Here is a 24320-nt window from a genome sequence, read left to right on the forward strand (position 1 = left end):
GCCATGAGTCGTTTTAATGAGTTTTTTGAACCCGAAAATGATGAAGAATTACCAGAAAACCTACCAATTGAGGTAAGTCCGGCTTTCGACGCCCCTGCTCGCGCAGCAGAACCGCCACAGCAGGCTTTTACCGACATGAGTAATATCTCATTACCCATAGAAGGCAATGAGGGCGCAGAGGCTCCTGGAGGAGCTAATTCGACTCCCGCCACAACTATACCCCATAGCATTTCTATCCGCCCGGCTCAGGCTTTAAAAAGTCGCTATTCAGGCCACACCTCGTTTAACGATATGGTTCGCCGTGACTGGCAACGAGCTATCGCAGCTGATCCATATGCCTTTGATGCTCTTTTGTTCATCCCAAGTGATGCGGAAGCTGTTGAGGTTGACGATGAGGGGCAACCGTGTGAGCCAAGTTTTACTGAACTCAACAACAACCAAAAAACCCTCAGCTATGCCGATCCAGTGGCAGTGTCCGTTTTGGATTGCCCTGACGAACGTGCCGGTTTGAATGCAGTTGATAACGATGGCGAGCAAGATGGTGGTGTCGATGATGTGCTACTCCTCCGAATAGCACCGCAAATGGAAATGATCGATTCCGGTGAGGATGAAAACGGCAATCCCCACCCTGCGGCCCGCGCTTTTGTGCCAGTGGGATCTATTCTCGAGTGGAATGAGTCTCTCTCCGAAGGGTCTACAGTACGTTGCTGGTGGTATGTCCATCGTATCTTCACCTATGGAACAGCCGCTGTGGGGTCTTTGTATTACTGCATCCCCGCTCGCAGCTTTGATGGTTCGCCGGAGGTGGCCCAATGATGGAAGAGCTGATCTCTCGCTTTCACGAGCTGGATTTGGAACCAACCGGCGAATATGAGGTGTCAGGCTTCCAAGCTGCTGATGAGGCTATATCAACCCTAATCAGCCGTATGTTTGACGGTGCCAAAATAAACACACCTACACGTGAAAACGCGGCTTTTCAACGGTTCATAAAAAGCCCACCAGCTGATCGGGTGGTTCTCGGTAAATTTGACGATATTGTCGAATTCCTGCGAGCACTACGAAGGGCCGACAACTGGAAAGCGGCCCCAAGCAAGCCGGCGGTGAATAAGCAAGCCCTGCCTGTAATCAATGTCTCACGCTCGTTCGATACGGCTTTTATGCCTATAGAGAACAAGCGAGATCTCTCCAACTCATTCGGAAGATTTAACATCATTGAGGATAAGGATGGCCGGCCTTACGCAGCGGTCAACACCACAAACGCCTCGCTAACGTACACAGTTACAATACTTGCGGCTGAGAAGGAAACGTTATCCCTGTTGATTAACGCTATAGGCGTACAGCTGCGCTTCGCTGGGCACCGGTCATTAGCGGCCCCAACTGTAATTGCGTTGGCTGATGTAGTCCAGGATGTGACTTTGACTGATAGCCGTGACGTTTCTTTTACTGATATTTCGGCGCCGATTGGTGATGACAGAATTTTTGCAGTGCAGACAACATTGACAGCCTCTGTCGACGTATTGCACGCACTCGCCGTTGTCCCTCACCGCACTCGTACTGAAGTCTTTACCGCCGTTAAGGAGAATTAATGGCCGGCCAGCTTAATCAGTTTTTCCTCCAATCCGTCGTCATTGATGGCGTGGAAGTGCCGCGAGAAATGGTCACAACTTCGGCGTATATAGAGCACATGAACATTCAGGCGCCAGCTCTCGAATTGCATGTTCGTGATGTTAACAATCAGCTGATGAATGAAAGAAATATGAGAGAGGGATCTCGGCTGGTGGCGGTCATGGGTGATAGCGATGGGGGTACAAGCTGGAGCGATGACATGACGATCGTCTCATGCCCCTATGCAAACGACACGGTACGCATAGTGGCGGTTCCGAAAGCTCTGCACCAACTCCACCAGAAAACGGCATTACCCAGGTTCTTTGTCGACCAAAACCCTAAAGATATGCTGAGTGCTCTATCTGGTACTGGTGGGAAATTGGGTTTGGTCAGCGACCCTTTCAACCGGGTCACTACGTACCACCTTGGGCCAGGTGATAAGCCAGCGGCACTGATCAATAAAATAGCCCGTGACCACGGTGCCCGCGCCTGGATAGCTCGCGGTTCTCTTCACGTTAGGACATTAACGGCGCTTCAAAAGCTGAAGCCAATAGCCAAGTACGAAACCAACAACCCTTCTGCGCAGAATCTTTTCACCAAAGCACGGCATCTTACCCAGGAGGAGGCCTATCTGGACAAAGTTCGGTATCGATTCTCGGCATACAACGAAACTGAGGGGTATATCTCGATTGGGAAAAAAGAGTACCCGATCAAGATGCTCTCAGACGCGAACCGCGAAGTATTGATGAATTTGTCTCTGACAATTATCCCAAAGCTCGATGTTGAATGTGAAGGCAATGCAAGCTTAGCTGTAGGCCAACAGATTACCGTGCTTATTCAGCGCTATGACACTGATAGCTCACTCGATGAATCAGTTGAAAGCAGCATGGTTATCATGGGGGTGACACATTATGAAGATCGTCGCTCCTACGTGTGTAGGATGATCCTAGGGGTGGTGAAAAGTGCCTAACAAAATCGTTGGTAAACGCCGCGCTAAAGTCGTCAATACCGTGCACCAGGGCGGCATGATGAAGGCGCAGATCCGCCTGATGCATGAATGGGATGAAATGCCAGACGCGACACTGCCGTGGGCTGAATACCTGTTGCCCATAGGGGGTGGTTTCGTTCCGACCATTGCCGGCGATCAAGTATGGGTTGAGTTTCCGTATGACGGTGACAGTCGCCGGCCGATTATCGTAGGCGCCGCTCAAGATTGGCCTGGTGGTGTCCCCAATGTGCCACCTGAAGCATCGGGTCAAGGTGGGCAATATACGCCACCAGAGGTCGAAGGGGCACCACCAGCACCAAAGCTGAATCCTACCACTGACAGTGTGCTGAAGCGCAACGGACTACTTGAAGTGCGCTCGGCTGGTGGCGGTTATGCCATTACACGCACTGGAGATGGTACGACCATAGGCATGAATGAGGCCGGTCAGATCTACGTGATCAGTGCCGGTGATACGTTCATCCATACAGGAGGCAAGGCCACTGTGGTTGCCGGTAGTGATCTGGACGTGAAAGCAGCTGGCAATATGGCTTTTACTGCTGGTGGTAAAATGAGCTTCACAGGTGCACAATTCTCCTTTGACAAAGCATAACCTAGAATAGCCGCCGGCTACCGGCGGTTATCCACAGAAATTGGGGATAAGTTCTTCGCTTTAGGTAGAGCTGCCACGAGCGATGCCATTCGATTTCCTGCTTACCAGAGAATTATTGTTGTGTTATTTATGTACACTATAGAATCATAAAATCGACCTAGCGAATGGAATTGTTATGGCTATAGAAGAAGGATTAAAGGTTGCTTTCTCTCCCGTGCAACTGGCGGCGGTAATGTCAAACAAGAGCGTCACTGAGGGTGAAACTCTCAGTAATCGCCTGTTTGGTGGATTGGGCTTGGCTGGTGGTGTTGTCGAACTAATGGGCGCTGGCGTGATGTGTTATGCGCCTGATCCAACATTTTTAACCAAAGTCGGTTGCGTCATTGTCGGTACGCACAGTCTTGATAGCATAAAGGCCGCTTCTAATCAGATTATCACAGGCCAACCCACAACAACTGACACATACCAATCTGCTGTTTCACTGGCCCGCTCGCTGGGAGCCGATGAAGAGACAGCCTACAACGTAGGCCTAACCGTGGATATAGCGGTTCCCCTAGTGTTTGCTGTCGCGATAGGGGCTGCTCGTGTTGCTTCAGTTAGAGTGGGGAGAGTGAGATTGATTGAGCATGAATCGATGACCGGCATTAAGCCTGGTGGTCATACGATTGCACAGCATGTAGCCAAGTCGCAGGATGAATTGGCTCAACGACTTGCTAAAAACCCTACAATGCGGGCAGCAACGTCATTCACAAACATGCGTATTGCCGAAGAGGCTATCTCTGAAGCGGTGAAACATAACCAGGAATGGATAAAAGTTTGGGCAGGAAGTTCAACGCGCCCTGCGTCACCACTCGTCGCGAACTATTCAGCCGGACGAGTCATTGGATATGGCTTACTGCGTGGCGAGCAGACTACGACCAAATTATCCAACCTCAGGGTAGTAATACGCTTTGAAGTCTTCCACGGTAAACCATATTACATTCTCACTGCCTATCCCACCACCTGAGATAATACCATGAAAATTATGGGTAATTTTTCCGCTCTAGAACATCTGATACAAATTTACTTCGGTCAGGATAGCTACGAAATAACTGGAGCAACGACACTTGCAGGAGTCATGGGCTTCTATCTTCGGGACAACCCACCAACACAGATCAAGACGCTGATAGCAGATGTGGCTGAATTTGAAGCTGCATACCCTGACACACTTGATGATGAATTCATGTCCCGCTGGGGTAATGATGTTGCGCCCGAACTATGGGGTGAAACAACTGTCGGTTTCCTTAATAAAATCAAATTTCTTGCCGAAAACGCTCAATCAAAGAATTGACGACATTATGACTACAGGCTGAGGTCAGTTACAAACGAGCACAAATCTACATCTACAAAGACGCCCCCCCTAAATAGCGATCGGATATGCCACAGCAAATAGTGGCAGTTTCCTTACCTCCCGATATGGCTATCTAAATTTTCCCGGCTCCTCTCCAGCAGCGCTCACATAAAAGTTGACGTGAATACACCTCAAACCTGTTAAACTAATTAATTATTAGTTTTACAAAACACCAAGGAGAACCGTTTGTTTACCCTGTTCAAAAATGCGGTGGTGTACCTTCATCGTTCTGGCGAGATCGCTCCAGAAAATCTCAATGAGCAGCTGAAAGCTTTTGCATTCAAACCTTGTGGCTCACATGACATGAGTCGTAGCGGATGGAAGGCTCTCGATGGCAAAGAACAATTCGTTCTTCAGGTGAAAAACCACATCCTGATCACCATGCAGACCGAGAAAAAGGTCATCCCTCCAGACTTCCTCAAATCAGAGGTAAATGACAGGGTTAAACAGCTTGAGAATGAACAACACCGCCGACTGAAGCACGCAGAACGCGCGACTATCAAAGATGAAGTGCTCCAAAATCTACTTCCCCGAGCCTTCACCCGGACGACAGAAACCCAGCTTTGGATCGACCAGGACAAAGGTCGAATCATCGTTGACACCACTAACGCCAAACGTGCTGAAGACGTACTCGCACTATTGCGGAAAACTCTAGGCTCTTTGCCAGTTGTTCCGGTCACAACAAAAGAACCGATCGAGCTGGTAATGACCGAATGGATGAAAGCTGGCGAAGCACCGGCCCCACTTCACATGCACGTAGAATGCGATGCCCGAATGGTTAGCATCCTCTCTGAAGGCGGTACTACTTCTTTTCGAAATGAGCCATTGGGTAGTGACACCATCGAGTCCACCGTTTCGAGTGGGAAGCTTGTAACCAATCTTAGTATGTTCCACGCCACTAAGTTCCACGTTGACTTTATGATGACCGATGACTGCTCATTTAAGCGTCTGAAGTTCTCCGATCTATTCCTTGAAACAAACGATGACATGCAGGAAGAAGACGAGAACGGCTCCGACGTTCGCAAACGCGCTGACTTCCTGCTTATGGCTGAGACAGTCTCAGAGGTCATTAACGACACCCTGGTGGCGTTTGGGGGCGAATCAGAATGGAAGTAGCCAGCACCCCAGACGTTATCTCGCCTGCGCGCGCTAAACTTCGCGAGAAGCCTATACGCTCCGTGTTTAAATGGGCTGGTGGCAAGGGTTCAGTATTGACAACCATCGCCCAACACCTGCCCGCCGGGAAACGCCTGATAGAACCGTTCGTTGGTGGTGGATCGTTGTTTATGAACTTCAAGTTCCCTGAATATCTTTGCGGCGACATAAACAATGACCTAATCGTAACCTATCAAGTAATCCAGTCTTCTCCAGATGCGTTAATTGCGGCGCTCGTGGAGCTATTCGACACCAAAAACACCGCTGACGGTTATGCTGGAGTTCGCAAGCAGTTCAATTTGGAAAAGCACAACATGCCGCTGGTGGCCCGCGCAGCTTGCTTTGTATTCATTAATCGCCATTGTTTTAATGGCCTGATGCGTTACAACCTCGCAGGTGCAATCAATACGAGTTATGGCAAGTACAAAGCTCCATATCTGCCGGTTAACGAGATCAAGGAATGCCACTCCGTTGCCGCGCGCTGCATATTCACGCACCAGCACTTCCAAGAAACAATAGCCGAGGCCGGCGCCGGCGATGTGGTCTTTTGCGATCCACCTTATGAACCTCTCCCCGGCAAGGAGGGATTCACAACTTACTCCTCGGGCGGTTTCAGATTCTCTGACCAAGAGGCCCTGATGGATCACCTCTCAGCAGCCTATCAGCGCGGGGCTGACGTAATTATTACTAACAGTCGGGCACCGAATGTCGTAGAGCTTTACGTCAAACATGGCATGACCATCCACCAGCTGGATGCGCCTCGTACTCTGAGCTGTAAGGGGGGCACGAGGCATAACGCTAACGACATTCTCGCTGCATTTTGACAAAGGATCTGGCATGTTCAGTGATATTACTTTCTATCTTACCTGCATATCGATTATGGGCCTCACGCTCGCCCCCGGTTTCGTTTTGGCAACCTATGTCACTCAAATGCCCCCAACAAAGCCGTATGGAGAAGAATCATGAACGGACTGGACATTATTGGTAAAGCAGTTGGCCTATCTGGCTCTGAGATGCGAAAAATCGCCACTGAGGTGAAAGCTAACCAGGATCGCCTCAACTCATGCCTATACCATGAGTTCCGTGAAGAGCCGGCAACCAATGAGTCGGAAAGGAAAAAGTACCGGTGCCAACACTGTCAGGGCACTATTAGCAGTTCATCATATTTTTGGCATGAGATTGGTCGGCGGCCGCAGCAATAACCCTTTCATCCACAGAACACCCACATTTATGGGTGTTCTGTCGCTATCTTCATTCTTAGGGCAACCAATCCACCCTGTCTGGATATAAGCTTTATATAAGACAACAATAAGATAACGCTTGCATTACCTTATATAAAACCTTATATTAGTCACATATCGCAATGCGATGCTCTTTAGAAACGGGAAAGGCGTATGGAAATTGTTTGGTCACGCCGCGCTGAGAAGCAGTTGGATAGCATCGATGTGCGGTATAGACGGAAAATCTTCGATAAGGTCGATCAGTTAGCAGGTTTTCCCAGCGTAAACCTCGACATAAAGAAGATGAAAGACGGTGACAACGAATACAGGATGCGGGTTGGTGATTACCGGGTGTTGTTTCAAGTTATCGACGGGGTGCCAACGGTCATAAAGATAATGACTGTGAAGCGCCGGACAAGTACCACATACAGCTAAGTGAGAGGGGGGGATACCCCCCTCAACACCGTAAAACTTCACACACAACAAGTATGAAGTATGATTTATTAATTTATATCTATGGAATAACCTACTTGTCGAGGAATTTGCGTTATGTCCGTTCAATTTATCAAAGATGGTAACAATAACGTTGCTTACGCCGTTGTACCGATCGACGACTACAATCGCCTGCTTGCTGCGGCCGACAGTGATGATGATGCGTATGAAGACGTCCCATACTCTCCTTCAACAGATGCAGATGACGATTCCGTAGTTATCCCTCATGCTGTCGTCAGCATCAAGGTGAAAGAAAACGTGAGCCTGCTGGCCGCATGGCGCATCTATCGCAACTTATCCCAAGCCGATGTTGCGGCGAAACTGGGCGTTTCCCAGGCTTCAGTCTCACAGCTGGAAGGCTCTAAACGCCCACAGGCCGCAACTCTAGGCAAACTGGCAAAGATCTACAGCTGCAAGCCTTCTCAACTCCGCTAAGCATCAGCTAAGGCCTTCATTACTGAAGGCCTTTTTTGTCTCTATCCGCAGCATTTGTATAATCTGCTTTCGGCAATATATACTGTATATGCATACAGCACCACGGAAGCAATCATGAAACTAATAGACCCGCCCCGCTATCTCCTGCGCCCAGACACCAGCGCACCACAATTACAAACGCCGCTTTTCGCTGAACGCATACCTGCTGGCTTCCCATCGCCAGCGCAAGGGTACGAAGACGCGACCCTGGATCTCAACGAGTATTGCATCGCCAAAAAACACTCAACGTTCTTTGGCTGGGCTGAAGGTGACTCGATGATCGAAGCTGGTATACATGATGGCGATTTGCTAATCGTTGATCGAGATCTGCGCGCAAAGCATGGTTCTATCATCATTGCCAAAGTCGACAGTGAATTTACAGTGAAGATGCTCCATACGCGCCCTCGCCTTTGCCTTATGCCAATGAATGCTGCGTACAGCCCAATTTATCCAGATCCTGACACCTTCGAGGTGTGGGGGGTTGTCACATTTTGGCTGCACCAGGCAGTGAGATGATGTTCGCTCTCGCTGACGTAAACTCTATGTACGCTTCATGTGAGCAGATCTTCAGACCTGACCTCGACAATCGAGCGGTTGTGGTGACCTCAAATAATGATGGAAATATCGTCGCCAGAAACCGTCTCGCGAAACAGGCAGGCTTGAAGATGGGGGAGCCGATTTTTAAAGTTCAGCACCTCATAAAACAACATGAAGTTGTTGTGTTTTCTTCAAATTATTCGCTTTACGCGGACATGTCCGCGCGTTTTGTCGCAACAGTAGAATCCCTCTCCGCGCGCGTGGAGCAATACAGTATTGATGAGCTATTCATTGAGTGCGCAGGGATGGGTAAGGCCATGAGTTATGATGAGTTCGGCCACCAGCTGCGCGACACCGTGTATAGGGCTACAGGACTAACGATAGGTGTGGGGTTTGGCCCCTCAAAAACGCTAGCTAAAATCGCAAATTACGCTGCAAAAACATGGAGTAAAACCGGCGGCGTGGTTGTTTTGGATGATGCCGCGCGCCGTTATAAATTATTGTCTTTGCTGCCAGTTAGTGAGGTGTGGGGCGTCGGCCGACAACTAACAAAAAAATTAACCGTGATGGGCTACAAAACGGCGCTTGATCTGGCCCTCGCCGATACAAAGTTCATTCGGAAAAACTTTGGCGTTGTGTTAGAGCGAACCGTTCGGGAGTTGCGTGGCGAACCATGCTTATCGCTAGAGGAACATCCCCCGACCAAACAACAAATCATCAGCTCCAGATCTTTCAGCCGGCGGGTGACCGAGCTGGTGGATATGCAGCAGGCTATCTGCGGTCACGCTTCAATAGCGGCCAGCAAGCTGAGGCAGGAGAAGCAGTATTGCAAGGCAATCTCTGTGTTTATTCGCACCAGCCCGTTCTCGCATGATGCACAGTACAGTAATCAATTTTGCGAAACGCGCATAACACCAACGCAAGATACTCGCGATATCGTAGAGGCTGCTCAGCGCGCTTTACTCCGAATCTGGCGCCCTGGGATACGTTACGCCAAAGCGGGTATCATGCTGGCGGATTTTAGCGGCCGGGAGGCACAACTCGCGTTATTTGACGAGGCACCCCCACGGCCAAACAGCGAAAAATTGATGGCCGTTATGGATAGGCTGAACAAAGATGCTCGAGGCACGTTATTTCTAGCAGGCCAAGGCATCAATACAGGCTTCCAAATGAAGAGGCAATGGTTATCGCCAGCCTACACAACGCGCTGGTCAGATTTGCCCAAATTTAAGGTGCGATAAGCCCCCCGCACGGGCACCAATTTTGTCGGCATTCCGGCGTTCTTATCCGGCTGTAAGACCGCCCGGCATCCCTGTATCAACCTCCCCCTTATAATCGCACTGGTAGACCTTGGCTTTCCGCTTCGGTCGATCATCAGCGTCCAGCCAATCATCTGTTAAGTAAATACCTTCAGCCCTAATGATATACAGATTATACAATCCATAAGACCCACCAGCCGCCGCGCGCTGTGTAAACGAAACAGTGCTTACCTTCTTTCCTGAACGGGTGGATAACGACGTTTTAACGTTATCCTGTCTTGTCCCGTTCAGAGTTACAACCCTGCGGCCTTCTGCGTCAACCTGCTTGAAAACCAGAATATTTAGCTGATCGCATTTGTACGACATTGCTTTTTCGTGAGCAAAAGCCGGAAGCGTAAACAAAGCGATCGATGCCGATACCAGCAACCGTTTTAGTTTCAAACCAATTCCCTTTTCCCATCAATTAAGGCGGCCATATGCCGCCGGCGATACCATTGTACGTGCCTAATTTACCTAGCATAAAGGCCCGCCCATTCATTAGCCCAAACATCACCCAATCTTCCACTAAAGATTGAAAACTCAGTTCAGGTACGGTTAGCACTCCATTCATCCACTAGCAGAGGCCTACGTGACCCCAATACCACCTCAAGAGCCATACCAGCTACGTGTTACCGACGAACGTAACCAGCTTGCTGAAAAGCTGCAAAACCTGAAGGGTTTCATCACAGGGCCAGCATTTAAGTCTCTGGCGCAATACGACAAGACGCTGCTGAATTTGCAAGCAGAGGTCATGAGCGATTACCTGGCGATCCTAAACAAGCGCATTTCACGCTTTAGCTAAGAGGAAGCAACGATGGCTATCAGTACCGGTATTTTTTCAAATCCGCATCTCATGGTGAAACTTACCGTTCAGCAACAAGAAACGCTTGAGGCCTTCTTTGCTCAGGGCAAAGATAAGCGATTAATGCTTTTGTCCGGGCCAGTGTGTGGCTTAACGAACAACGTAACTAACATTGCAGTGGCAAACCTGATCGACAAGCGTCGTCCAACACTCGTCGTTAGTCAAAATGCAGCGAAGTACGCCCCTTTCGTAATATCAGCGGTTAACCAAACGCTCCCCCGTGACCAGCCATTGGTCATCACTGGTAACCGCATTTATCAACGCCATGAAGCACGCACGTTTGTTGAATTCGTTGAGCACAGCGCCTTCACGCCTGAATTTGCGGCACTTAGAGCGGAATTACCGATCGATATCATCATCGAGGGATTGGAGCTATTCGCGCCAAATCAGAATTGGCAACTGTCAGCCTCAGCGTGCACCCCTGAAACCATTCTCGTATGCGATGAGCCGTTGGTAATGGATGGGGAAAAGCCCCAGTGCTATGAACTATCCACCAGCGGACAATACCAAGTAATTCATCACTCGACGTTAGAATCCCCGTTAGTAAAGCCACATTTCAACGTCAATTCGCTACGTAAGCCGGAAGAAAGTGAAGAGGATTTTCAGGCTCGGCTAAAAGGAATCTTCGCCTAATGGCAAGCATCTCTATCAAAGGGGCTATTTGCTCTGGGCATGAAGGTTTTCCGCCTCGCCCATGCGTAGAGGGAGATCCACTCGTCACAATCAATGGCGTTGCAGTCATGGTTAACGGTAGTGCCTTTAGCGAACACTCCGACGGGAACAGCGTGCACAGCGGTACGGCGATATCAACTCGGCCCTGGATAACCGTCAACGGCAAAGGGATCGTCTGCAAAGATGACCCTGTTTCCTGCGGTTCTATCGTCGCATCCGGTGACCCGCTGGTGGAGGTTGCGTGATGTTAGATAATCCTCGCCAAGTCAATGCGTTCCGAGAACTAAATAAGACTGGCTTCACGCCGGCCACTTCAGTAACCCAAGCGTTAGCAGCCAGCGAACAGGCGAAGGCTAAACACACCTCGCTTTTAGCTTCGCTACTTCCTGGCATCGCATACCCCACAAGTATTTCAGTACCGATCAACCAAATTAACGAGGTAGCTACTTCACTAGAGTCTGCCGAATCAACGGGCCGGGAATTTACCGCCGCATTCACAACCTACCAGTCACCGTCGTCGCTGCTTACCGTGAGCATTGGGTGGGATTGTCATCTCAAAGGCGAAGGCAAACAGGTCGGTACGGCGCCAGCCTTAGTGCAAGCATTGGCCGACACGGTAACGGTAAGGTCAATGGCTGACGCAGTGGCGAAAGTTAACCCACAGCAAGTGATCGCTGTAATGCATGAAATTAACAAGATCCTGAACATTGCACCGCCTGCTGGTGGGGGCGAGCCACCTTCAGGCCCACCAGCGCCAACGCTAAGCAATGAACTAGTTAAGAGGCTGGTGGCTGTATGCGATGAAATGCTAAAGGCCACCAGCGGGCTTACGGAGGCTTTTAGCGCCGTTAGTCAATTAACGTCCGATGGCGTGGCTTCTGTCGCCCTGGCGGCCAAGGCATTCAAAAACGCTGTAGGCATTGCAGCGTTGGACTCAATGGGCACGAGTTCACCTATGCAAGGGGCCATTGAAGCGATCACTCCCGCCAGCGTTACTAACGCGCTCTTTGGGGGGATCGATGAACGCCATCGCAGTGCCGACCGGTAAAGCAGTAAGGGTGATCGCTATTTTTGGCTTCATCGCATGGCTGGCCGTCAGTAACTGGGGATATCGGAAAGATCTGCGGCTCCTCCAAACACGGCTGGAAGAACAGACAAGAACTGTTGATCAGCAATCGGTCGTCATCGCGACGCAGGCTTTTCAATTCCAACGAGCAAACGAGATCAGCTATGCAGCTAATCGATATGGCATCAATGCCGACTCGACCTCTCGGGAGAAAGAGATTGAATACAGAACGATCCTTAAAGACCTACCAACATGTAATTTGCGCGTGCCTGACTCTATTGCTCGTGGGTTGTTCGACTACACGAACAGTTTACGTTCCAGCGCAATGCCAGCCAATCCCGCCATTACTGACACAGCCAGTGCTCGTACCTCTGCCGCCGGCGAACTGACATATTGCCAAGCAGTTTTGTGGATTGATCCGCTTCTTGCGGCGATCGACAAAGCTAACAACCAACTCCTGGCTATCCGCCAGCTTGATGAAGAGAGAAAAAAATGAGCGTTGTACTGACACAAGAACAAATTAAAGAACTGGCCCGATTCGCTGCCGAAGACGGCCAGCCGGCCTACACAATTACAACCAGCACAATTCCGGCGTGGGAAGCGGAGAATGGTGAGCAGATTCCTGAATACAACGGTCTGATCGCATATTCGGAATCAGAAGAGCATGGGGTGTTACAGCTGGAAGAGTAAACAGGCACACGTGACACGGTCACACAAGGCTGCCGCTGTTGAAAACAAGCAACCAATGAAGTGAATAATGCTGAGCAAAGCCCCGTCATAGATTGACGGGGCTTCTAATTTTAGCGAATCAAGCCGCCAGTATATGCTGAATGCCCAAGAACATCGGCACAGCACCCAAACTGTTCGGCGGCAAGTTCAGCTGGACGAACCCATAACGAGCGTAAAAACCAATCGCTTCTGGGTCAGCGTCTAGATAGACGCCTTTTACAGGCAATGCCTTGTGGATGATTTTAATCTGCTCAAAGAACTCACACAGCAGATCCAAACCGTAGCCTTGCTTTTGATACTTAGTGGCTACACCAAGCATTACTAGTCGAACAACACCAACCTCACGAGGAAGAGAGCCGGTAACTACCCCGCTCAATGCCGTTTTTTCCAGGCTAAACGCTGTAAAACTGCATATCCCGATCAACTCACCAGTGTTCTTATCGATCAGCGACTTTGCAGCACAATTCCCATCGGCAACGTTTTTTTTGAGTGAACCGCGAACAAAGGTATTCACTGCATCTTTCCCACAATCAAACTTCTTCTGACCGGGGTATGTGATATCCGCCTGATACGTACAGGCCAATACGTCCGCGTTACTTACATCATTTGTGGTCTGGTTCCCCATTGTGTTTCTTCCTCCTCATCAAGGCTTTCAGGGCAAGCGTTGGTGCGGCAGGTTCAGACATAAGTTGATTCAACTGATGCCAAGCCCCTTCAGATAGCTCACGGCGCCGTTGGTTATCCAACACGCTTTCAGCTCTTTCCAGGGCGGCATTCAGTATGAACGACGTCAAATCCAAACCAGCGACAGCCGCCGCTTCACGAAGTACATCTTTTAAACTCACAGAAGTCTTCAACTCGACTCTTGCGTTCTTTAAACCTTTAGCTACATCCACAGGCATCTGCGAGACAGTTGTGGTTGCCATATTGAACCTCTCTATATTCCTCTAAACTCTCCTTCTGACAGGCGACGTTACCTTTTTCCAGTAAAAGGCCTTCGTCTTAAATTATTGAAATTACTAAAATTATGATTTGCCATTATTAACTCCTGATTACGTTTTTTTCAGTATATGTATCTTCTAAATTAAGATTCATCATCAAACCTAGTACGGATGATAGCCGTACTACGATGTAAGATTACCTACGGTCTATGTAATTGTCAATTCATACGGCTATTATCCGTATACCGCCCTCTCCTCATAGATACTCTCTGCGGTCTTGGCGCCACTCTCCGTCAACGTGAGATACAACCTTAAACTCTCATCCCTCTCAAGGAGGATCAGGCCATTCTTTGCCAGCGTTCGGCAGGACAGGCTGTAGTTGTTAGGGAAAAGTTCAACGGAGCGATTGGCTCTAACAATGTTGAACAATGCAGTTTGACGTATGCCTGCTGAACGCCCTTTTAAACGGAACGCATGCAGGATAAACAAGGTATCTTTTTGAATTGCTGATAATCGCATGTGATTGACTTATGGTGGTTGTTGAACGTCAAATCATACCATGTATGAATAAGGTGGGGCTGGGAAGTGTTTATAAACTGGATGAGGATCAGCAGGGCAAGCACTGTGTGTATATAAACTGGCAGACTATAGCGCCAGTACGCCAGGAGTGTTTATAAACTGGATGGAACCAACGAATCACGGCCAAGAAATGCACCCGGTGTGTTTACAAACGGGAAAAATCACGAGCTGAAGAGCCAGATCAGGCGATATAACGCGATGGATGTCGCAGCATCCAGTTTATAAACACACTCCCACAAGCGGGAATCCAGTTTATAAACACAAATCTAATCGTCGTCCAATCCCTCGATGAGGCTGGCGCCGGCCGGTAGGTGGCATTTAGGATTCCGCCCGTGGATCAATACGTGCCAGTCTTTATCGCGCTTTTGAATGGTCGCATCGAGGTATCCTGTTTCGATCAGTTCCTCGACGGCTTTCTTGATGATTCGGTTTTGTTGGTTCTGCGGGGATGTAAGCACCAGGCGTTGCTTAATACGCTCGAAGGACAACGGTATGGGCTTACGCGGAAGGCTTTCAATGAAAGTGTAAAGCGCTTGCGCAGTCCCTTTGTTCGCCAGCTTGCGGAGTACGAACATCTGGAGCAGCACTTGGTTATCAACCTGATACAACTCCCAGAGTGACTCGTCAGCAGTCAGCTTAATTACATCTGCTTTTACATCCCAATTACCCTTCTGGAGCAAGCCAGTAACGCTATGTTTGTCCTTGTTCTTTGAGGACAAACTCAACGTAGTGCTACGAATTCGAGTGAGGGAGCCAGAGATGCGTTCACGCAAAACACGTGTTTTTTCCTTGTCAGGATAGCCAGCAAAGCTCGCAAACTCGGAAAAAGGCAGTTCGATCGTATTGGAGTCTCGGCCATACTTTGAGAACGATAAAATTACAGCCACCCAAACCTTGAAATCTGTCTCCATAGACAGCCTAGGGCCACTTATCGTAATGTTCGAATAGCCCTCGGCTTGGGCTATTTCGAGCTTGGATAGCTCCTCAGACGCATCTATGGTGACACTCTCAACGTTCTTCCCCTTGCGCTTCAAGCTTGGTACAAAAAGACCAAGACGCATCAGCGCAACAGGTTGAACGGTACTATTAGAATTGGGGGTAAGTTTTTTTTCACCCTTCGAGGCCAGCACATCAATAAGACTTAACACGTTGTTTTTCATAGTCATAAATAGTTTCTTGTGATGGTCTGAGTAATGTGGAAAAAAAGATCCTTTTCCCAGTTTATAAACACACTTAATCCAGTTTGCAAACACATTTATCCCATTTACAAACACAGATATCCAGTTTATAAACACATTATTCCAGTTTATAAACACACAAACAGGCCCGCAGGCCGCGTCATACCTGGTCTAAAGGGTTCCGGGATCTTTTAGGTCATTTATGGATCTAAAGGTTAAATTATTGGATCTAGCCAGTTGATATGTGGATAACTTTCACTTCTATGTCACGCATTAAGATGACCGGTTACCACTACTTGCGGGTTTTTCGTCCAATTAATTTGCTGCCTGCAAATTCAGTTGATTAACCACCCTCGTGATCACCTCTACAGTTTTCCTAAAATCAGCGCGTCTTATACTTGGGTGCTCAGTAGTAAGCAGAACTGAGAGTGTCAACACGCTATCCCCTGATCTGGGGTTAATGAAATGCCTATGAATTACCGATAGAACATCATGATCACTAAGCTGCTTCGATATGCCATATTCACGCTTCAAGGCGCCCGATTGAGTGATAGAGTGTTTTGATTTACGCCCTGCTATATCTAAGCTTAGTAATTGGTTATTATTCAAAAGATTAACCCTTTTTTGACAGTGTAAAAACATGGTTTTTTCCCCGTTTCTAAACACACAACGGTCAAGGTTTAACTTTACCGAGCGCAAAAATTAAAAATCCATTAAAAAAAAATGGCCGATCAAGTGATCGGCCTTTCCCTGGTGTTGCTTTGTGGTCTTTATGATGTTCTGTGATTCTGAACAACGTTGATGTTATGCAATGTTACACATGTCGTCAATTAATATGACGGCAAAAATATGATCACAAAACGGCTGAAATCTGCTCGCATCCGCGCAGGTCTTACGCAAGAGCAACTTGGCGTCTTAGCAGGCATTGACGAAAGCACCGCTCGTGGGCGTATCTCATCGTATGAAACGGGTGCATATCGACCAGTATTCGAAACGATGTGCCTATTCGGAAAAGTTCTGAATGTACCAGAGTGCTACTTCTACATCGTAGACGATCAGTTTGCTGAGGAGGTGTTAGAACTTTTCCACAAGCGTTCTGAACACGACAAGGCACGAAAAGCCCCATAGAGGGGCATCGAAGAAAACACTAGGCTTACGCTGATACGCTGGTGGCTTTTTCCTTGAGATCCCTCAACTTCTCCTGCTCAAGAATGCTAAGCATTGTTACTGCCTTACGAATACCGTGCGTGAGACTCCCTCCCCCTAACGACTTTAAGAAGTCCTCTTCATTTGACGCTAAAAAAGCTGAGACTGTTTTTCCATTCTTCACCTGGCGCTGAGCACCTCGACGAGGCCATTGGATCTCTTTAAATTCAGGGAGAGGTTGAGGGGTGCGCAGGTCAAAGCGAAGTATCTCACTTGTTGAGCACTTGATAATGCAAGCTTCTGCTGTGAGCTGTAGATCTTTATCAGCAACTAATTCAACAAAGTTTCGATACGCAACTTCTTTGACCCCAGAGTGCGCTGGCGTGTTGGTCGCGCCGTTTCGATATTCCACATAAACAGTATAACGCATTACTAATCCTGTATTAGTTTAATAGAATTAGTCTAACAAACCTCCATTAACAACCCTACTGTTTTATCGTGATCCCCAATAACTCACTTTCGTTAATATCTCGAATGTCGAGAAGCAAACCCCTGTCTGTGCAAATAGATAGGACGAAAAAGTGTCTGATACCAAAGCATTTCATGAACGTCAGAGAGACGTAAATTGTCGCGCTGGCCGAGTGCTGGCGTTTACCAGCAATGCCCCTATCAACGCCTCTATGAGCGTTGAAGAGCAAGCGGAAGCCATTTCTCAGGCAGCAGCCAAAGATCCAATGTTTGAAGGCGTAGACCCGAAGGCCGTCCGCCAGATTTCTACAGCTTGGGCGGCCAGTGTGGCTGATTACCGCCGCATTAATGGCTGTAATCCACCAGCCGATCTGCTGGCAAATGCTCAACATGCATGTGAAAACCTGATCCTGGAATCTTCCCCAACCGCTAAACGTAGCGGTGAAGGCGCGGCAATGCTGGAATCAGTTTCCAGTGACATGAGTACATCAGAAGGTGTAATGCGCCAAGCTATTTTCATGGCAATGATCTTGCCGTCCGCCCTGGGCGCCGCAACCAGCGATATGTGCACTTTCATGCCGGCTACTCGCGATGAGTCTGACTTCTATGAGGTCTACAACGTTGCAGGCGTGAAGATGGGGTCGTTTGAGCGCGGTGAGCAAATGGATCACCTCAGCGCCGGCGTATTCTCGCAGATGGGCCGTATCTTCATGCTGAAGGGTGGCGTCGACGGCACTGCCAAAGAGTTCACCATCTCGATTTACGACTACGAAGGCCGAAATATGCCAATTCGTCGTTCTCGTGTTCGTATCATCGTGAACCGCCGGCTCGGTAAACACTACGATGATGGTGATAGCAACATCAACTTCAACGAAAAAGACGCCAAAGGCAATAGCTTCCAGGTGACTGGAACAGTCGACTATACAAAGGGCATCGTGAAGCTGAAGTTTGACGAAGCTCCACCAGCGGGCACTCACATTGCAATGCAGGCCGAGCTGGACGTTGAGAATGCTCCTGACCTGATCCCGGTAATTAACCAGGCGATGCGTAAATGGACTATGAAGCCATCGCAATACATCCTGGCGGCCGAGCATACCGTGCAGTCCATGATGGATCTGCAACGTGAGTTTGGCCTAAACCTGGCATCGATGCAGTTCACCAGCCTGACCCAATGGTGTTCTCATGAGCAGGATATGAAACGTCTGCGTAAGCTCGCGTTCCATACTGTGCACGAATACAAATTCGACACAGCGCTGCCTGAAGGCCAGCAATGGGAACCGTGGTGTGCCCTCTTCCGTGGGGTTGTGAATCGAATTTCCACGGAGATGCGTGACCGTACTAAAAAATACGGCATCCGTGGTGGCTTTGCTGGTGGTGATGCAGCCGGCTATATCAAGTCACTGCCGGAAAGCATGTTCCAACTGGCGCCGAACTATGTGCAAACATCCTATGTGCACTTCATCGGCTTGCTGTTCGGTTCGATCCGTATCTATGAAGTGCCGAACCCAGTGTGTGAACAGTTCGACAAAGAAGGCTATCCGTTCTCATCGAGCGACATTCTTTTCTACTCACGTGGTGAAAACCTGGGTGAGGCCGGCATGGTCGCGGGCGATGCAGTACCAGCAATTCCATTTGTCCATCCAACGAGCACGGCGCTGGTTAATCGCCAAACACTGTGGGGTTCTGCCATTAATGAGATCCACCCACGCAATGGCGAAGACTATTTCTCCCGTCTCACGCTCGTTAACGAAAAAGTCGGCGCCATCGATCCTGGCACTGGGAAGTTCATCGAAAAAAAGCCGGAAGCCGGCGGTAAACCTGAAGCATCAGTAGGCGTAGAGTCCGTTTCCTTAACGCCAAAAACGCTGACTGTCACCGTTGGTGAGAAATTCAAACTGACCCCCGCTGTTCTGCCAGAAAACGCTTCTAACAAAGCATTTACGCTGACTTCTAGCGATGAGTCCTTAGCGGTCATCGATCAGAGCGGTGACGGCGAAACAAAAGCTGTGGGCGTCGCCAATATCACGATGACCAGTGAAGACGGTTCAAAAACCGCCGTTGCCAAGGTCACTGTGAAGGCTGCCGGCTAATCCTTTGATCAAGCGCCCCAGCTGGGGCGCTACTAGGAAAAAAAATGAACAAGATTCCTTTTGCTTTAGGTACGGCAGCCGGTGTGGCGGCTGCACCGATCGATGCATCAGCTACAATCGGCTCTACTTCAGGCGGAGCATCAGTTTTTGCGGGATTGGTTATTTCGCGAAAAGGTAAGCCGAACACCGTACTTAAAATTACCAAAAATAACGTCACGTCTATCCTAGGTGAGGCGCCAAGACCGCAAGAAGGTGCATTCTTTGAGCCTCTACGCCACGTAAACCAAGCTTTATCTGGTGGCGACGGATATGTCGTGCGAATTCCACTGCCTGGCATGCTGATTCCTGCTATCAACCTCACCATTGAGACAGCGGGCACACCTGCTGTTTCAACAGTGAAGGCAACCACCAGCACAACAGCGTTTGGCGCTGATATCACTTTGCCGGCCAAGACCGCAATTACGTTCTATGTGGAAGACGGCGATAAATCTACAAATCGCAAACTGAGCTTCGAACCGGCCAAAGACAAACCTGGGATTTTCAAGCTGAAGCTGGTCGCTACTGATTCGTTAGGTGCTGAGAGCACGCTAGAGAATTACGAGGTTTCGCTGAATTCCGATGTTGTCGACGACATGGGGCTTTCTGCGTTCATTCCAGATGTGCTCGAACGTAACGGCTCACGCTTACGTGCTCTGATCTCGGATACCGTGGTGTTGCCCGCGTCTTTTGCTGGCATCACTAACCAAGCGTTTGTTGGTGGTTCGGATGGTGATTACAAGAAGCTGGCGGCAAAAGATTACGCTAGCTCAATTGCTGTTCTGGACGGCTCGCTGGTGGAGTATACCGCGATCCTGACTTTAGGCACTTACGATGCAACAGCTATCGCAAAACTTGCCGAATTAGCAAAGGCGGTTCGTGTTGATATGTTCGCTGATGTTGACCCTCGCTTGGCGGCTGATAAGGCGCTGGAGCAACTAGCTGGACTTGGCCTGGCTGGCAATGAAAACGTCACAGCGTACTACTTCCCGTTCTCCTGTCGTGACCCCTTAGGCCAATCGAATGTTGTCTTCGGTTTGTCTGGTGATGCATTCACGGCGAAGGCCAAGGGGGTTGCTCTAGTGCCTGATGTTGGCGGCTGGCATTACTCTCCAGCAGGAAGCTCACGTGGCGTCGTCAATCGTCAAAACATCCAGCCGTTACCTGCTGCCGCAACCATTGACCGAGAAGTCTTTGCAACAGCACACCTCAACGTTGTGACCAGTTCGAATGGTGCGATCGTCATTGATGATGCGCTGACCACCTGTATGGAAAATAACTACAAGAAGTATCAACACGTTATTTCCGTTATGAACTCTATCGCTCGCAACTACTACTCCCTCGCCTCGGCACTTAAACATGAACCTGATGGCTTAACTCGTGAAGGCCTGGAAAAGGGTATTCCTCGATTACTCGATCGTTATGTGGCGGCAGATGCATTGGTTAAGCCGCGCGATGCCAGCCAGGGTGACGCGCCTTATATCGTGACTGTAACTAATACCGGTTTCGATAGCTGGGAAGTGCGTTGGGAAGTGTGTGTGACGGGTGTTTCCCGCCGAATTATCGGCGTGCCTGTTTTACTGCGTTAATGGAGCTAAAAGTGGATATTTTCAAACAAAACAAAGTTAACCCATTGCTAGAGGCTGCATTTGGCCTTACAGCGTCCGTAGCGGCTCCTGACGCTCTGCTGGAGTCGAATAAGGGCAAGGCTCAGCCTGGCACCGAAAAAGGCAAGAAGGCGCTCTCAGATGCCATTTTCGAGGCTGTATCAAAACGGTCGCGTCAGGATGAGCGTTCTGTAGCGGCTTCATTCTTGCTGGATTGGGCGCGTTCATCTAACCCGACCAGTGAAGACATTGACGGTATCGCGATGGTTATGGCCGGCATTAGCGACGACGAAGATGACGATGAAATCACTGATGCCCAAACGGATGAGTACAACCGCGTCCTGTCAATCCTGGCTGAAGCTGCGGTTTCGTTGGGTGCCGATCAAGATTCTGTCACTCAAATGATCGATGAAGAAGATGACGAAGCGGCAATTGCCGTTGCGGATGCAATTTCAGCGGCAAATGAAGACGACGATGAAGCTATCGCAATCTATGGCGTCTCTGGGGATAGCGATGATGACGCAATGTTGGAGGCGAACAAAAAAGTTGTCCGCAATGGAGAGGTGAAACTGATTCGTAAGCGCCCTCGCCCGAAGCGCATTACTGCATTGCAGCGTGCTTCCATCAAAAAGGCGCAACGCAAATCTCACACGGCAGCGGCAAATATCTCTCGCCGGAAATCGCTGAAAGTGCGGAAAAAACGCGGTCTGTAAGGTATCAGGCCCACCCTTGGGGTGGGCTTTAAAGGGGGTTCTGTGATTTGTGGCGCAATAATGCCTGACGGTGTGAGTCCATTCCTGAAGGCCTACATCACATCGGGCACAAACATGGTCGTTGGATACATCGGGGAAGGCAGCGTTGCGATGCTAGAAAGCCTTTGGTCGTCGCCGTTTGAAAACAACTCAGTTGGCTCTATGGCCGGCGTGAGCACCCTCTCGAATGCGACTCAAGCGGCATCGACCACGACGTCAAAAGCGAAAATTAACAGCATGCTGGTGTGGGAAGGCCAGAAGCCACCGGAGTTTAATTTATCGCTGCATTTCATGGCGAAAGTGGATGCGCAGATCGAGGTCAACTCCGCGATTATGGCGTTGCAGCAAATGGCGTCGCCTGACTTGAAAAACTTCCTGCCAGGTGGCCGCCGGCCGAAGCCTGTTGTCCTGGATATTGGGCGACGGCAAAAAATTATGCATGCCGTGATTCAGTCAGTTCAATACGAGTTGGACGCCCCGCGCACGATAACAGGTATGTACGCCCACAACACAGTGAACCTGCACATCTCAGGTATGACGGCTTACAACGAGTCTGAAATACCGCTTATGTACATTTGAGGTAATTATGAGTGGATTTGGTAACACCAAAGCGGATGTTGGCTTCTTAAAAAAGCGCTTTAACCAGAACCTGGCGGCCGGCGAAAAGCTGATCGGCTCGGAATACTGGATGGTGATTAAGGGGCATGAAAACCTCTCTATCTTGATCCGAACGGCGCAGCTGCCAGAAATGACCCGTGAAGACATGGAAGATGTGGCGCCGGGTGGTATGAAGTTCAACCAACACGGAGCACTGAGAAATAGTGGTGAGATCCAGGTTCAGTGCGTTGAAACCATTACAGGCGACGTTCTTGCAGCAGTGAAAGATATGGTGTTTGGCAAAAAATACGTTGATATCACAATTAGTGCAGCGGCCGAGTCGAACGGCGGTGATCATAAAGGCCTGACCCGGTCATTGCTTCATTGCAAAGTCTACTCTGAAGCTGTGGATCTATCATCCGAAGACGTCACTGTTGCTGTTCGCCCAAGCCTTCGTATTATCTACAACTGGGTGGAGTAATTCGATGACACCAAACGAGCTTCTTGATGGTGTCAAATCTCGGTTTACACCTCTGCTGGTGGTTGAGTCAAAAGTGCTGGAAAGCCTTCTGATTCAGGCTCTGGCGGCATATCAGGATCGAGCTGGCTTGGTGCGTAGAGTCAAGATCGGAAAAGAGGCAGGTGTATCCCTGCCTTATCCTGAAGACTACTTGGCCCTAGTGCACGTTGTTGATAAACGTGAAGCGCTCGTATATAGCGACGATTATGGCACTTCAATTGATCTCGAACTCAATGGCAGCGAGTGCTACCCCCTTATCCTTTCTTACCTGGTCAACTTGCGCGACCGTCCTTTAGATGCCTGGACAGTTCCCCCAACAATCATTGGCCTTATTCAAGACTATTTGGAAGTTCTTATCGCTATTCCTAATACCGAGCGCCAGCGCCGCGTGTCAATCGCCGGTAAATTGGATACGTCAGCCCTTCCCGATGAAAATACGCTCAATCAGCGCAAGGCAGATCTGGAAGCCCTAATGTCGTCAAACCGGGCAATCATCGCCGGCGCAACGCTATTTTAAATGGGGGCATCATGGGCATATTTGATGGGTTATCAAGTAGATCTAGTCTTAAAAATGCGGTTAACGGCATGTTCAATGACGCGATGGATTCAGCCACTAACCGCTTCCTCCAGGGAACGAATGATATCGTAAAGGAAGCATTGGATTATGCGCTTGGTGGCGGTTCATCAAGTGGTTTTGCCGGCGGTGGGATGGTGAATGGCAAGGCTGGTCACTCTGGCGAAGTTGCCTATGCAAAAAGCATATTGGAAATGGCAATGCGCATCCAGTATGCCCAAGGTTGGCAATGGGTTGTTGAAGCCGATGGCATGAAAGACCTCTTCATGTTCGTTCGTGACGTTTCGTATAGCGAAGGGACTATCGAAACGGATGCAAAAATCATTGGCGGTATCCAATTCAACAAACCAACTCATATCACTCCAGGCACGGTAACAATAACTGTTCGCGATGACCAAACTGGACGCATTGCAAAATGGTTCGATGGCAGAAAACGACGGGTTATAAACCGTGACGGCACTATCAATCTTTCCCCTTTCTACGTAATGAACATCCGGGTCTACCGGGTGGGTTTCAACGGCAATAAGACCTTAGACGCCGAGTATTCAGTAATCCCAACAGAGAGAGGCGCTACAACGCGTTCCTATGATCAAGTTGGCGAGTTTCTGTCTTACCCACTGACCTTTGTTTGCCACACTTCAGCCGACGCAAGCCTAACTGGTTTGGCGTCCTCGGTGGCGACAGGTATGGCCGGCGATGCTCTAAGCAAAACCACCAGCATTATCAAATTTTAA

General features: G+C 49.3%; 30 protein-coding genes. 25 read left to right on the top strand and 5 right to left on the bottom strand.

Translation table 11 applies throughout. The features are described 5' to 3' along the window. Nucleotides 1-3: 3 nt before the first annotated feature. From QOL81_RS23935 to umuC, 12 genes are all read left to right on the top strand, one after another. The gene (locus QOL81_RS23935; RefSeq protein ID WP_283440082.1) at nt 4-816 is read left to right on the top strand and encodes a phage tail protein; all 813 of its coding nucleotides are present in this window, start codon (nt 4-6) and stop codon (nt 814-816) included. Further along, nucleotides 813-1586: a hypothetical protein gene (locus QOL81_RS23940; protein ID WP_283440083.1), complete on the top strand. Its 774-nt coding sequence runs from the start codon at nt 813-815 to the stop codon at nt 1584-1586. The genes QOL81_RS23935 and QOL81_RS23940 overlap by 4 nt, the downstream gene beginning before the upstream one ends. Next, on the top strand, nt 1586-2575 hold the full coding sequence (locus tag QOL81_RS23945; protein WP_283440084.1) for a hypothetical protein: 990 nt from the start codon (nt 1586-1588) through the stop codon (nt 2573-2575). Before QOL81_RS23940 ends, QOL81_RS23945 begins: the two co-directional genes overlap by 1 nt. Nucleotides 2576-2633: 58 nt before the next feature. After that, nucleotides 2634-3203, top strand: coding sequence for a baseplate protein (locus QOL81_RS23950; protein ID WP_283440115.1), 570 nt, complete (start codon nt 2634-2636; stop codon nt 3201-3203). Between the two features lie 175 nt (nt 3204-3378). After that, complete coding sequence (locus QOL81_RS23955; RefSeq protein WP_283440085.1) at nt 3379-4209, top strand: RNase A-like domain-containing protein; 831 nt, start codon at nt 3379-3381, stop codon at nt 4207-4209. 18 nt (nt 4210-4227) lie between these two features. Further along, nucleotides 4228-4533, top strand: a complete 306-nt coding sequence (locus tag QOL81_RS23960) for a contact-dependent growth inhibition system immunity protein (RefSeq protein ID WP_349361522.1) — start codon at nt 4228-4230, stop codon at nt 4531-4533. Nucleotides 4534-4779: 246 nt separating this feature from the next. After that, on the top strand, nt 4780-5709 hold the full coding sequence (locus QOL81_RS23965; RefSeq protein ID WP_283440087.1) for a recombination-associated protein RdgC: 930 nt from the start codon (nt 4780-4782) through the stop codon (nt 5707-5709). Next, entirely contained in the window at nt 5700-6572 is an 873-nt protein-coding gene (locus QOL81_RS23970) for a DNA adenine methylase (RefSeq protein WP_283440088.1), read from the top strand. Before QOL81_RS23965 ends, QOL81_RS23970 begins: the two co-directional genes overlap by 10 nt. Before the next feature lie 570 nt (nt 6573-7142). Next, nucleotides 7143-7403: a type II toxin-antitoxin system RelE family toxin gene (locus tag QOL81_RS23975; RefSeq protein WP_283440089.1), complete on the top strand. Its 261-nt coding sequence runs from the start codon at nt 7143-7145 to the stop codon at nt 7401-7403. Nucleotides 7404-7517: 114 nt separating this feature from the next. Continuing rightward, on the top strand, nt 7518-7895 hold the full coding sequence (locus QOL81_RS23980) for a helix-turn-helix domain-containing protein (protein WP_283440090.1): 378 nt from the start codon (nt 7518-7520) through the stop codon (nt 7893-7895). A 114-nt stretch (nt 7896-8009) separates the two neighbouring features. Beyond that, the gene (gene umuD / locus QOL81_RS23985; protein ID WP_283440091.1) at nt 8010-8450 is read left to right on the top strand and encodes a translesion error-prone DNA polymerase V autoproteolytic subunit; all 441 of its coding nucleotides are present in this window, start codon (nt 8010-8012) and stop codon (nt 8448-8450) included. Further along, entirely contained in the window at nt 8450-9712 is a 1263-nt protein-coding gene (umuC, locus tag QOL81_RS23990) for a translesion error-prone DNA polymerase V subunit UmuC (RefSeq protein ID WP_283440116.1), read from the top strand. The genes umuD and umuC overlap by 1 nt, the downstream gene beginning before the upstream one ends. Nucleotides 9713-9754: 42 nt before the next feature. On the opposite strand, the gene QOL81_RS23995 is transcribed toward umuC, so the two are convergent. Next, nucleotides 9755-10171 carry a hypothetical protein gene (locus QOL81_RS23995; protein WP_283440092.1) on the bottom strand — a complete coding sequence of 139 codons (417 nt, stop codon included), beginning with the start codon at nt 10169-10171 and terminating at the stop codon, nt 9755-9757. 187 nt (nt 10172-10358) lie between these two features. Between QOL81_RS23995 and QOL81_RS24000 the strand changes: the two genes are divergently transcribed. The 5 genes from QOL81_RS24000 (at nt 10359) to QOL81_RS24020 (ending at nt 13059) form a co-directional block, all read left to right on the top strand. Continuing rightward, a complete protein-coding gene (locus QOL81_RS24000) occupies nt 10359-10571 on the top strand; it encodes a crAss001_48 related protein (protein WP_283440093.1) in 213 nt (70 codons plus the stop codon). A gap of 12 nt (nt 10572-10583) precedes the next feature. Beyond that, a complete protein-coding gene (locus tag QOL81_RS24005; RefSeq protein ID WP_283440094.1) occupies nt 10584-11264 on the top strand; it encodes a hypothetical protein in 681 nt (226 codons plus the stop codon). 283 nt (nt 11265-11547) lie between these two features. Further along, the gene (locus QOL81_RS24010; RefSeq protein ID WP_283440095.1) at nt 11548-12351 is read left to right on the top strand and encodes a hypothetical protein; all 804 of its coding nucleotides are present in this window, start codon (nt 11548-11550) and stop codon (nt 12349-12351) included. Then, nucleotides 12323-12865, top strand: a complete 543-nt coding sequence (locus QOL81_RS24015; protein ID WP_283440096.1) for a hypothetical protein — start codon at nt 12323-12325, stop codon at nt 12863-12865. The genes QOL81_RS24010 and QOL81_RS24015 overlap by 29 nt, the downstream gene beginning before the upstream one ends. Beyond that, complete coding sequence (locus tag QOL81_RS24020) at nt 12862-13059, top strand: hypothetical protein (protein WP_283440097.1); 198 nt, start codon at nt 12862-12864, stop codon at nt 13057-13059. Before QOL81_RS24015 ends, QOL81_RS24020 begins: the two co-directional genes overlap by 4 nt. Nucleotides 13060-13177: 118 nt before the next feature. On the opposite strand, the gene QOL81_RS24025 is transcribed toward QOL81_RS24020, so the two are convergent. The 3 genes from QOL81_RS24025 to QOL81_RS24035 all read right to left on the bottom strand — a co-directional run bounded on the left by QOL81_RS24025 (nt 13178) and on the right by QOL81_RS24035 (nt 15784). Next, entirely contained in the window at nt 13178-13723 is a 546-nt protein-coding gene (locus tag QOL81_RS24025) for a GNAT family N-acetyltransferase (RefSeq protein ID WP_283440098.1), read from the bottom strand. Then, nucleotides 13701-14024, bottom strand: coding sequence for a type II toxin-antitoxin system TacA family antitoxin (locus QOL81_RS24030; protein ID WP_170929827.1), 324 nt, complete (start codon nt 14022-14024; stop codon nt 13701-13703). Before QOL81_RS24030 ends, QOL81_RS24025 begins: the two co-directional genes overlap by 23 nt. An 860-nt stretch (nt 14025-14884) precedes the next feature. Then, nucleotides 14885-15784 carry a RepB family plasmid replication initiator protein gene (locus QOL81_RS24035; RefSeq protein WP_283440099.1) on the bottom strand — a complete coding sequence of 300 codons (900 nt, stop codon included), beginning with the start codon at nt 15782-15784 and terminating at the stop codon, nt 14885-14887. A gap of 861 nt (nt 15785-16645) precedes the next feature. Between QOL81_RS24035 and QOL81_RS24040 the strand changes: the two genes are divergently transcribed. Further along, the gene (locus QOL81_RS24040) at nt 16646-16924 is read left to right on the top strand and encodes a helix-turn-helix transcriptional regulator (protein ID WP_283440100.1); all 279 of its coding nucleotides are present in this window, start codon (nt 16646-16648) and stop codon (nt 16922-16924) included. Between the two features lie 25 nt (nt 16925-16949). On the opposite strand, the gene QOL81_RS24045 is transcribed toward QOL81_RS24040, so the two are convergent. Further along, the gene (locus QOL81_RS24045; protein WP_283440101.1) at nt 16950-17372 is read right to left on the bottom strand and encodes a hypothetical protein; all 423 of its coding nucleotides are present in this window, start codon (nt 17370-17372) and stop codon (nt 16950-16952) included. Between the two features lie 151 nt (nt 17373-17523). Between QOL81_RS24045 and QOL81_RS24050 the strand changes: the two genes are divergently transcribed. Genes QOL81_RS24050 through QOL81_RS24080 form a run of 7 tightly spaced genes read left to right on the top strand, consistent with a single transcriptional unit; the run spans nt 17524 to nt 24320 of the window. Then, a complete protein-coding gene (locus QOL81_RS24050; RefSeq protein WP_283440102.1) occupies nt 17524-19500 on the top strand; it encodes an Ig-like domain-containing protein in 1977 nt (658 codons plus the stop codon). 44 nt (nt 19501-19544) lie between these two features. Continuing rightward, nucleotides 19545-21125, top strand: coding sequence for a phage tail protein (locus tag QOL81_RS24055; RefSeq protein ID WP_283440103.1), 1581 nt, complete (start codon nt 19545-19547; stop codon nt 21123-21125). 11 nt (nt 21126-21136) lie between these two features. Then, entirely contained in the window at nt 21137-21856 is a 720-nt protein-coding gene (locus QOL81_RS24060; RefSeq protein WP_283440104.1) for a hypothetical protein, read from the top strand. A 60-nt stretch (nt 21857-21916) separates the two neighbouring features. Next, complete coding sequence (locus QOL81_RS24065) at nt 21917-22474, top strand: hypothetical protein (RefSeq protein WP_283440105.1); 558 nt, start codon at nt 21917-21919, stop codon at nt 22472-22474. 7 nt (nt 22475-22481) lie between these two features. Further along, nucleotides 22482-22973 (top strand): baseplate protein, encoded by a 492-nt coding sequence (locus QOL81_RS24070; protein WP_283440106.1) that lies wholly within the window; start codon nt 22482-22484, stop codon nt 22971-22973. A 4-nt stretch (nt 22974-22977) separates the two neighbouring features. Next, a complete protein-coding gene (locus QOL81_RS24075) occupies nt 22978-23529 on the top strand; it encodes a hypothetical protein (protein WP_283440107.1) in 552 nt (183 codons plus the stop codon). Between the two features lie 11 nt (nt 23530-23540). Next, nucleotides 23541-24320: a phage tail protein gene (locus tag QOL81_RS24080; RefSeq protein ID WP_283440108.1), complete on the top strand. Its 780-nt coding sequence runs from the start codon at nt 23541-23543 to the stop codon at nt 24318-24320.

The organism is Serratia sp. CC22-02, assembly GCF_900182895.1.
Classification (GTDB): domain Bacteria; phylum Pseudomonadota; class Gammaproteobacteria; order Enterobacterales; family Enterobacteriaceae; genus Serratia; species Serratia nevei.

Excerpts from the sequence above, each read along its gene's own strand:
- QOL81_RS23935 (WP_283440082.1), top strand. The coding sequence starts at position 4 with ATGAGTCGTTTTAATGAGTTTTTTGAACCCGAAAATGATGAAGAATTA.
- QOL81_RS23940 (WP_283440083.1), top strand. The coding sequence starts at position 813 with ATGATGGAAGAGCTGATCTCTCGCTTTCACGAGCTGGATTTGGAACCA.
- QOL81_RS23945 (WP_283440084.1), top strand. The coding sequence starts at position 1,586 with ATGGCCGGCCAGCTTAATCAGTTTTTCCTCCAATCCGTCGTCATTGAT.
- QOL81_RS23950 (WP_283440115.1), top strand. The coding sequence starts at position 2,634 with ATGAAGGCGCAGATCCGCCTGATGCATGAATGGGATGAAATGCCAGAC.
- QOL81_RS23955 (WP_283440085.1), top strand. The coding sequence starts at position 3,379 with ATGGCTATAGAAGAAGGATTAAAGGTTGCTTTCTCTCCCGTGCAACTG.
- QOL81_RS23960 (WP_349361522.1), top strand. The coding sequence starts at position 4,228 with ATGGGTAATTTTTCCGCTCTAGAACATCTGATACAAATTTACTTCGGT.
- QOL81_RS23970 (WP_283440088.1), top strand. The coding sequence starts at position 5,700 with ATGGAAGTAGCCAGCACCCCAGACGTTATCTCGCCTGCGCGCGCTAAA.
- QOL81_RS23975 (WP_283440089.1), top strand. The coding sequence starts at position 7,143 with ATGGAAATTGTTTGGTCACGCCGCGCTGAGAAGCAGTTGGATAGCATC.
- QOL81_RS23980 (WP_283440090.1), top strand. The coding sequence starts at position 7,518 with ATGTCCGTTCAATTTATCAAAGATGGTAACAATAACGTTGCTTACGCC.
- umuD (WP_283440091.1), top strand. The coding sequence starts at position 8,010 with ATGAAACTAATAGACCCGCCCCGCTATCTCCTGCGCCCAGACACCAGC.
- umuC (WP_283440116.1), top strand. The coding sequence starts at position 8,450 with ATGTTCGCTCTCGCTGACGTAAACTCTATGTACGCTTCATGTGAGCAG.
- QOL81_RS24005 (WP_283440094.1), top strand. The coding sequence starts at position 10,584 with ATGGCTATCAGTACCGGTATTTTTTCAAATCCGCATCTCATGGTGAAA.
- QOL81_RS24010 (WP_283440095.1), top strand. The coding sequence starts at position 11,548 with ATGTTAGATAATCCTCGCCAAGTCAATGCGTTCCGAGAACTAAATAAG.
- QOL81_RS24015 (WP_283440096.1), top strand. The coding sequence starts at position 12,323 with ATGAACGCCATCGCAGTGCCGACCGGTAAAGCAGTAAGGGTGATCGCT.
- QOL81_RS24020 (WP_283440097.1), top strand. The coding sequence starts at position 12,862 with ATGAGCGTTGTACTGACACAAGAACAAATTAAAGAACTGGCCCGATTC.
- QOL81_RS24025 (WP_283440098.1), bottom strand. The coding sequence starts at position 13,723 with ATGGGGAACCAGACCACAAATGATGTAAGTAACGCGGACGTATTGGCC.
- QOL81_RS24030 (WP_170929827.1), bottom strand. The coding sequence starts at position 14,024 with ATGGCAACCACAACTGTCTCGCAGATGCCTGTGGATGTAGCTAAAGGT.
- QOL81_RS24035 (WP_283440099.1), bottom strand. The coding sequence starts at position 15,784 with ATGACTATGAAAAACAACGTGTTAAGTCTTATTGATGTGCTGGCCTCG.
- QOL81_RS24040 (WP_283440100.1), top strand. The coding sequence starts at position 16,646 with ATGATCACAAAACGGCTGAAATCTGCTCGCATCCGCGCAGGTCTTACG.
- QOL81_RS24045 (WP_283440101.1), bottom strand. The coding sequence starts at position 17,372 with ATGCGTTATACTGTTTATGTGGAATATCGAAACGGCGCGACCAACACG.
- QOL81_RS24055 (WP_283440103.1), top strand. The coding sequence starts at position 19,545 with ATGAACAAGATTCCTTTTGCTTTAGGTACGGCAGCCGGTGTGGCGGCT.
- QOL81_RS24065 (WP_283440105.1), top strand. The coding sequence starts at position 21,917 with ATGCCTGACGGTGTGAGTCCATTCCTGAAGGCCTACATCACATCGGGC.
- QOL81_RS24070 (WP_283440106.1), top strand. The coding sequence starts at position 22,482 with ATGAGTGGATTTGGTAACACCAAAGCGGATGTTGGCTTCTTAAAAAAG.
- QOL81_RS24075 (WP_283440107.1), top strand. The coding sequence starts at position 22,978 with ATGACACCAAACGAGCTTCTTGATGGTGTCAAATCTCGGTTTACACCT.
- QOL81_RS24080 (WP_283440108.1), top strand. The coding sequence starts at position 23,541 with ATGGGCATATTTGATGGGTTATCAAGTAGATCTAGTCTTAAAAATGCG.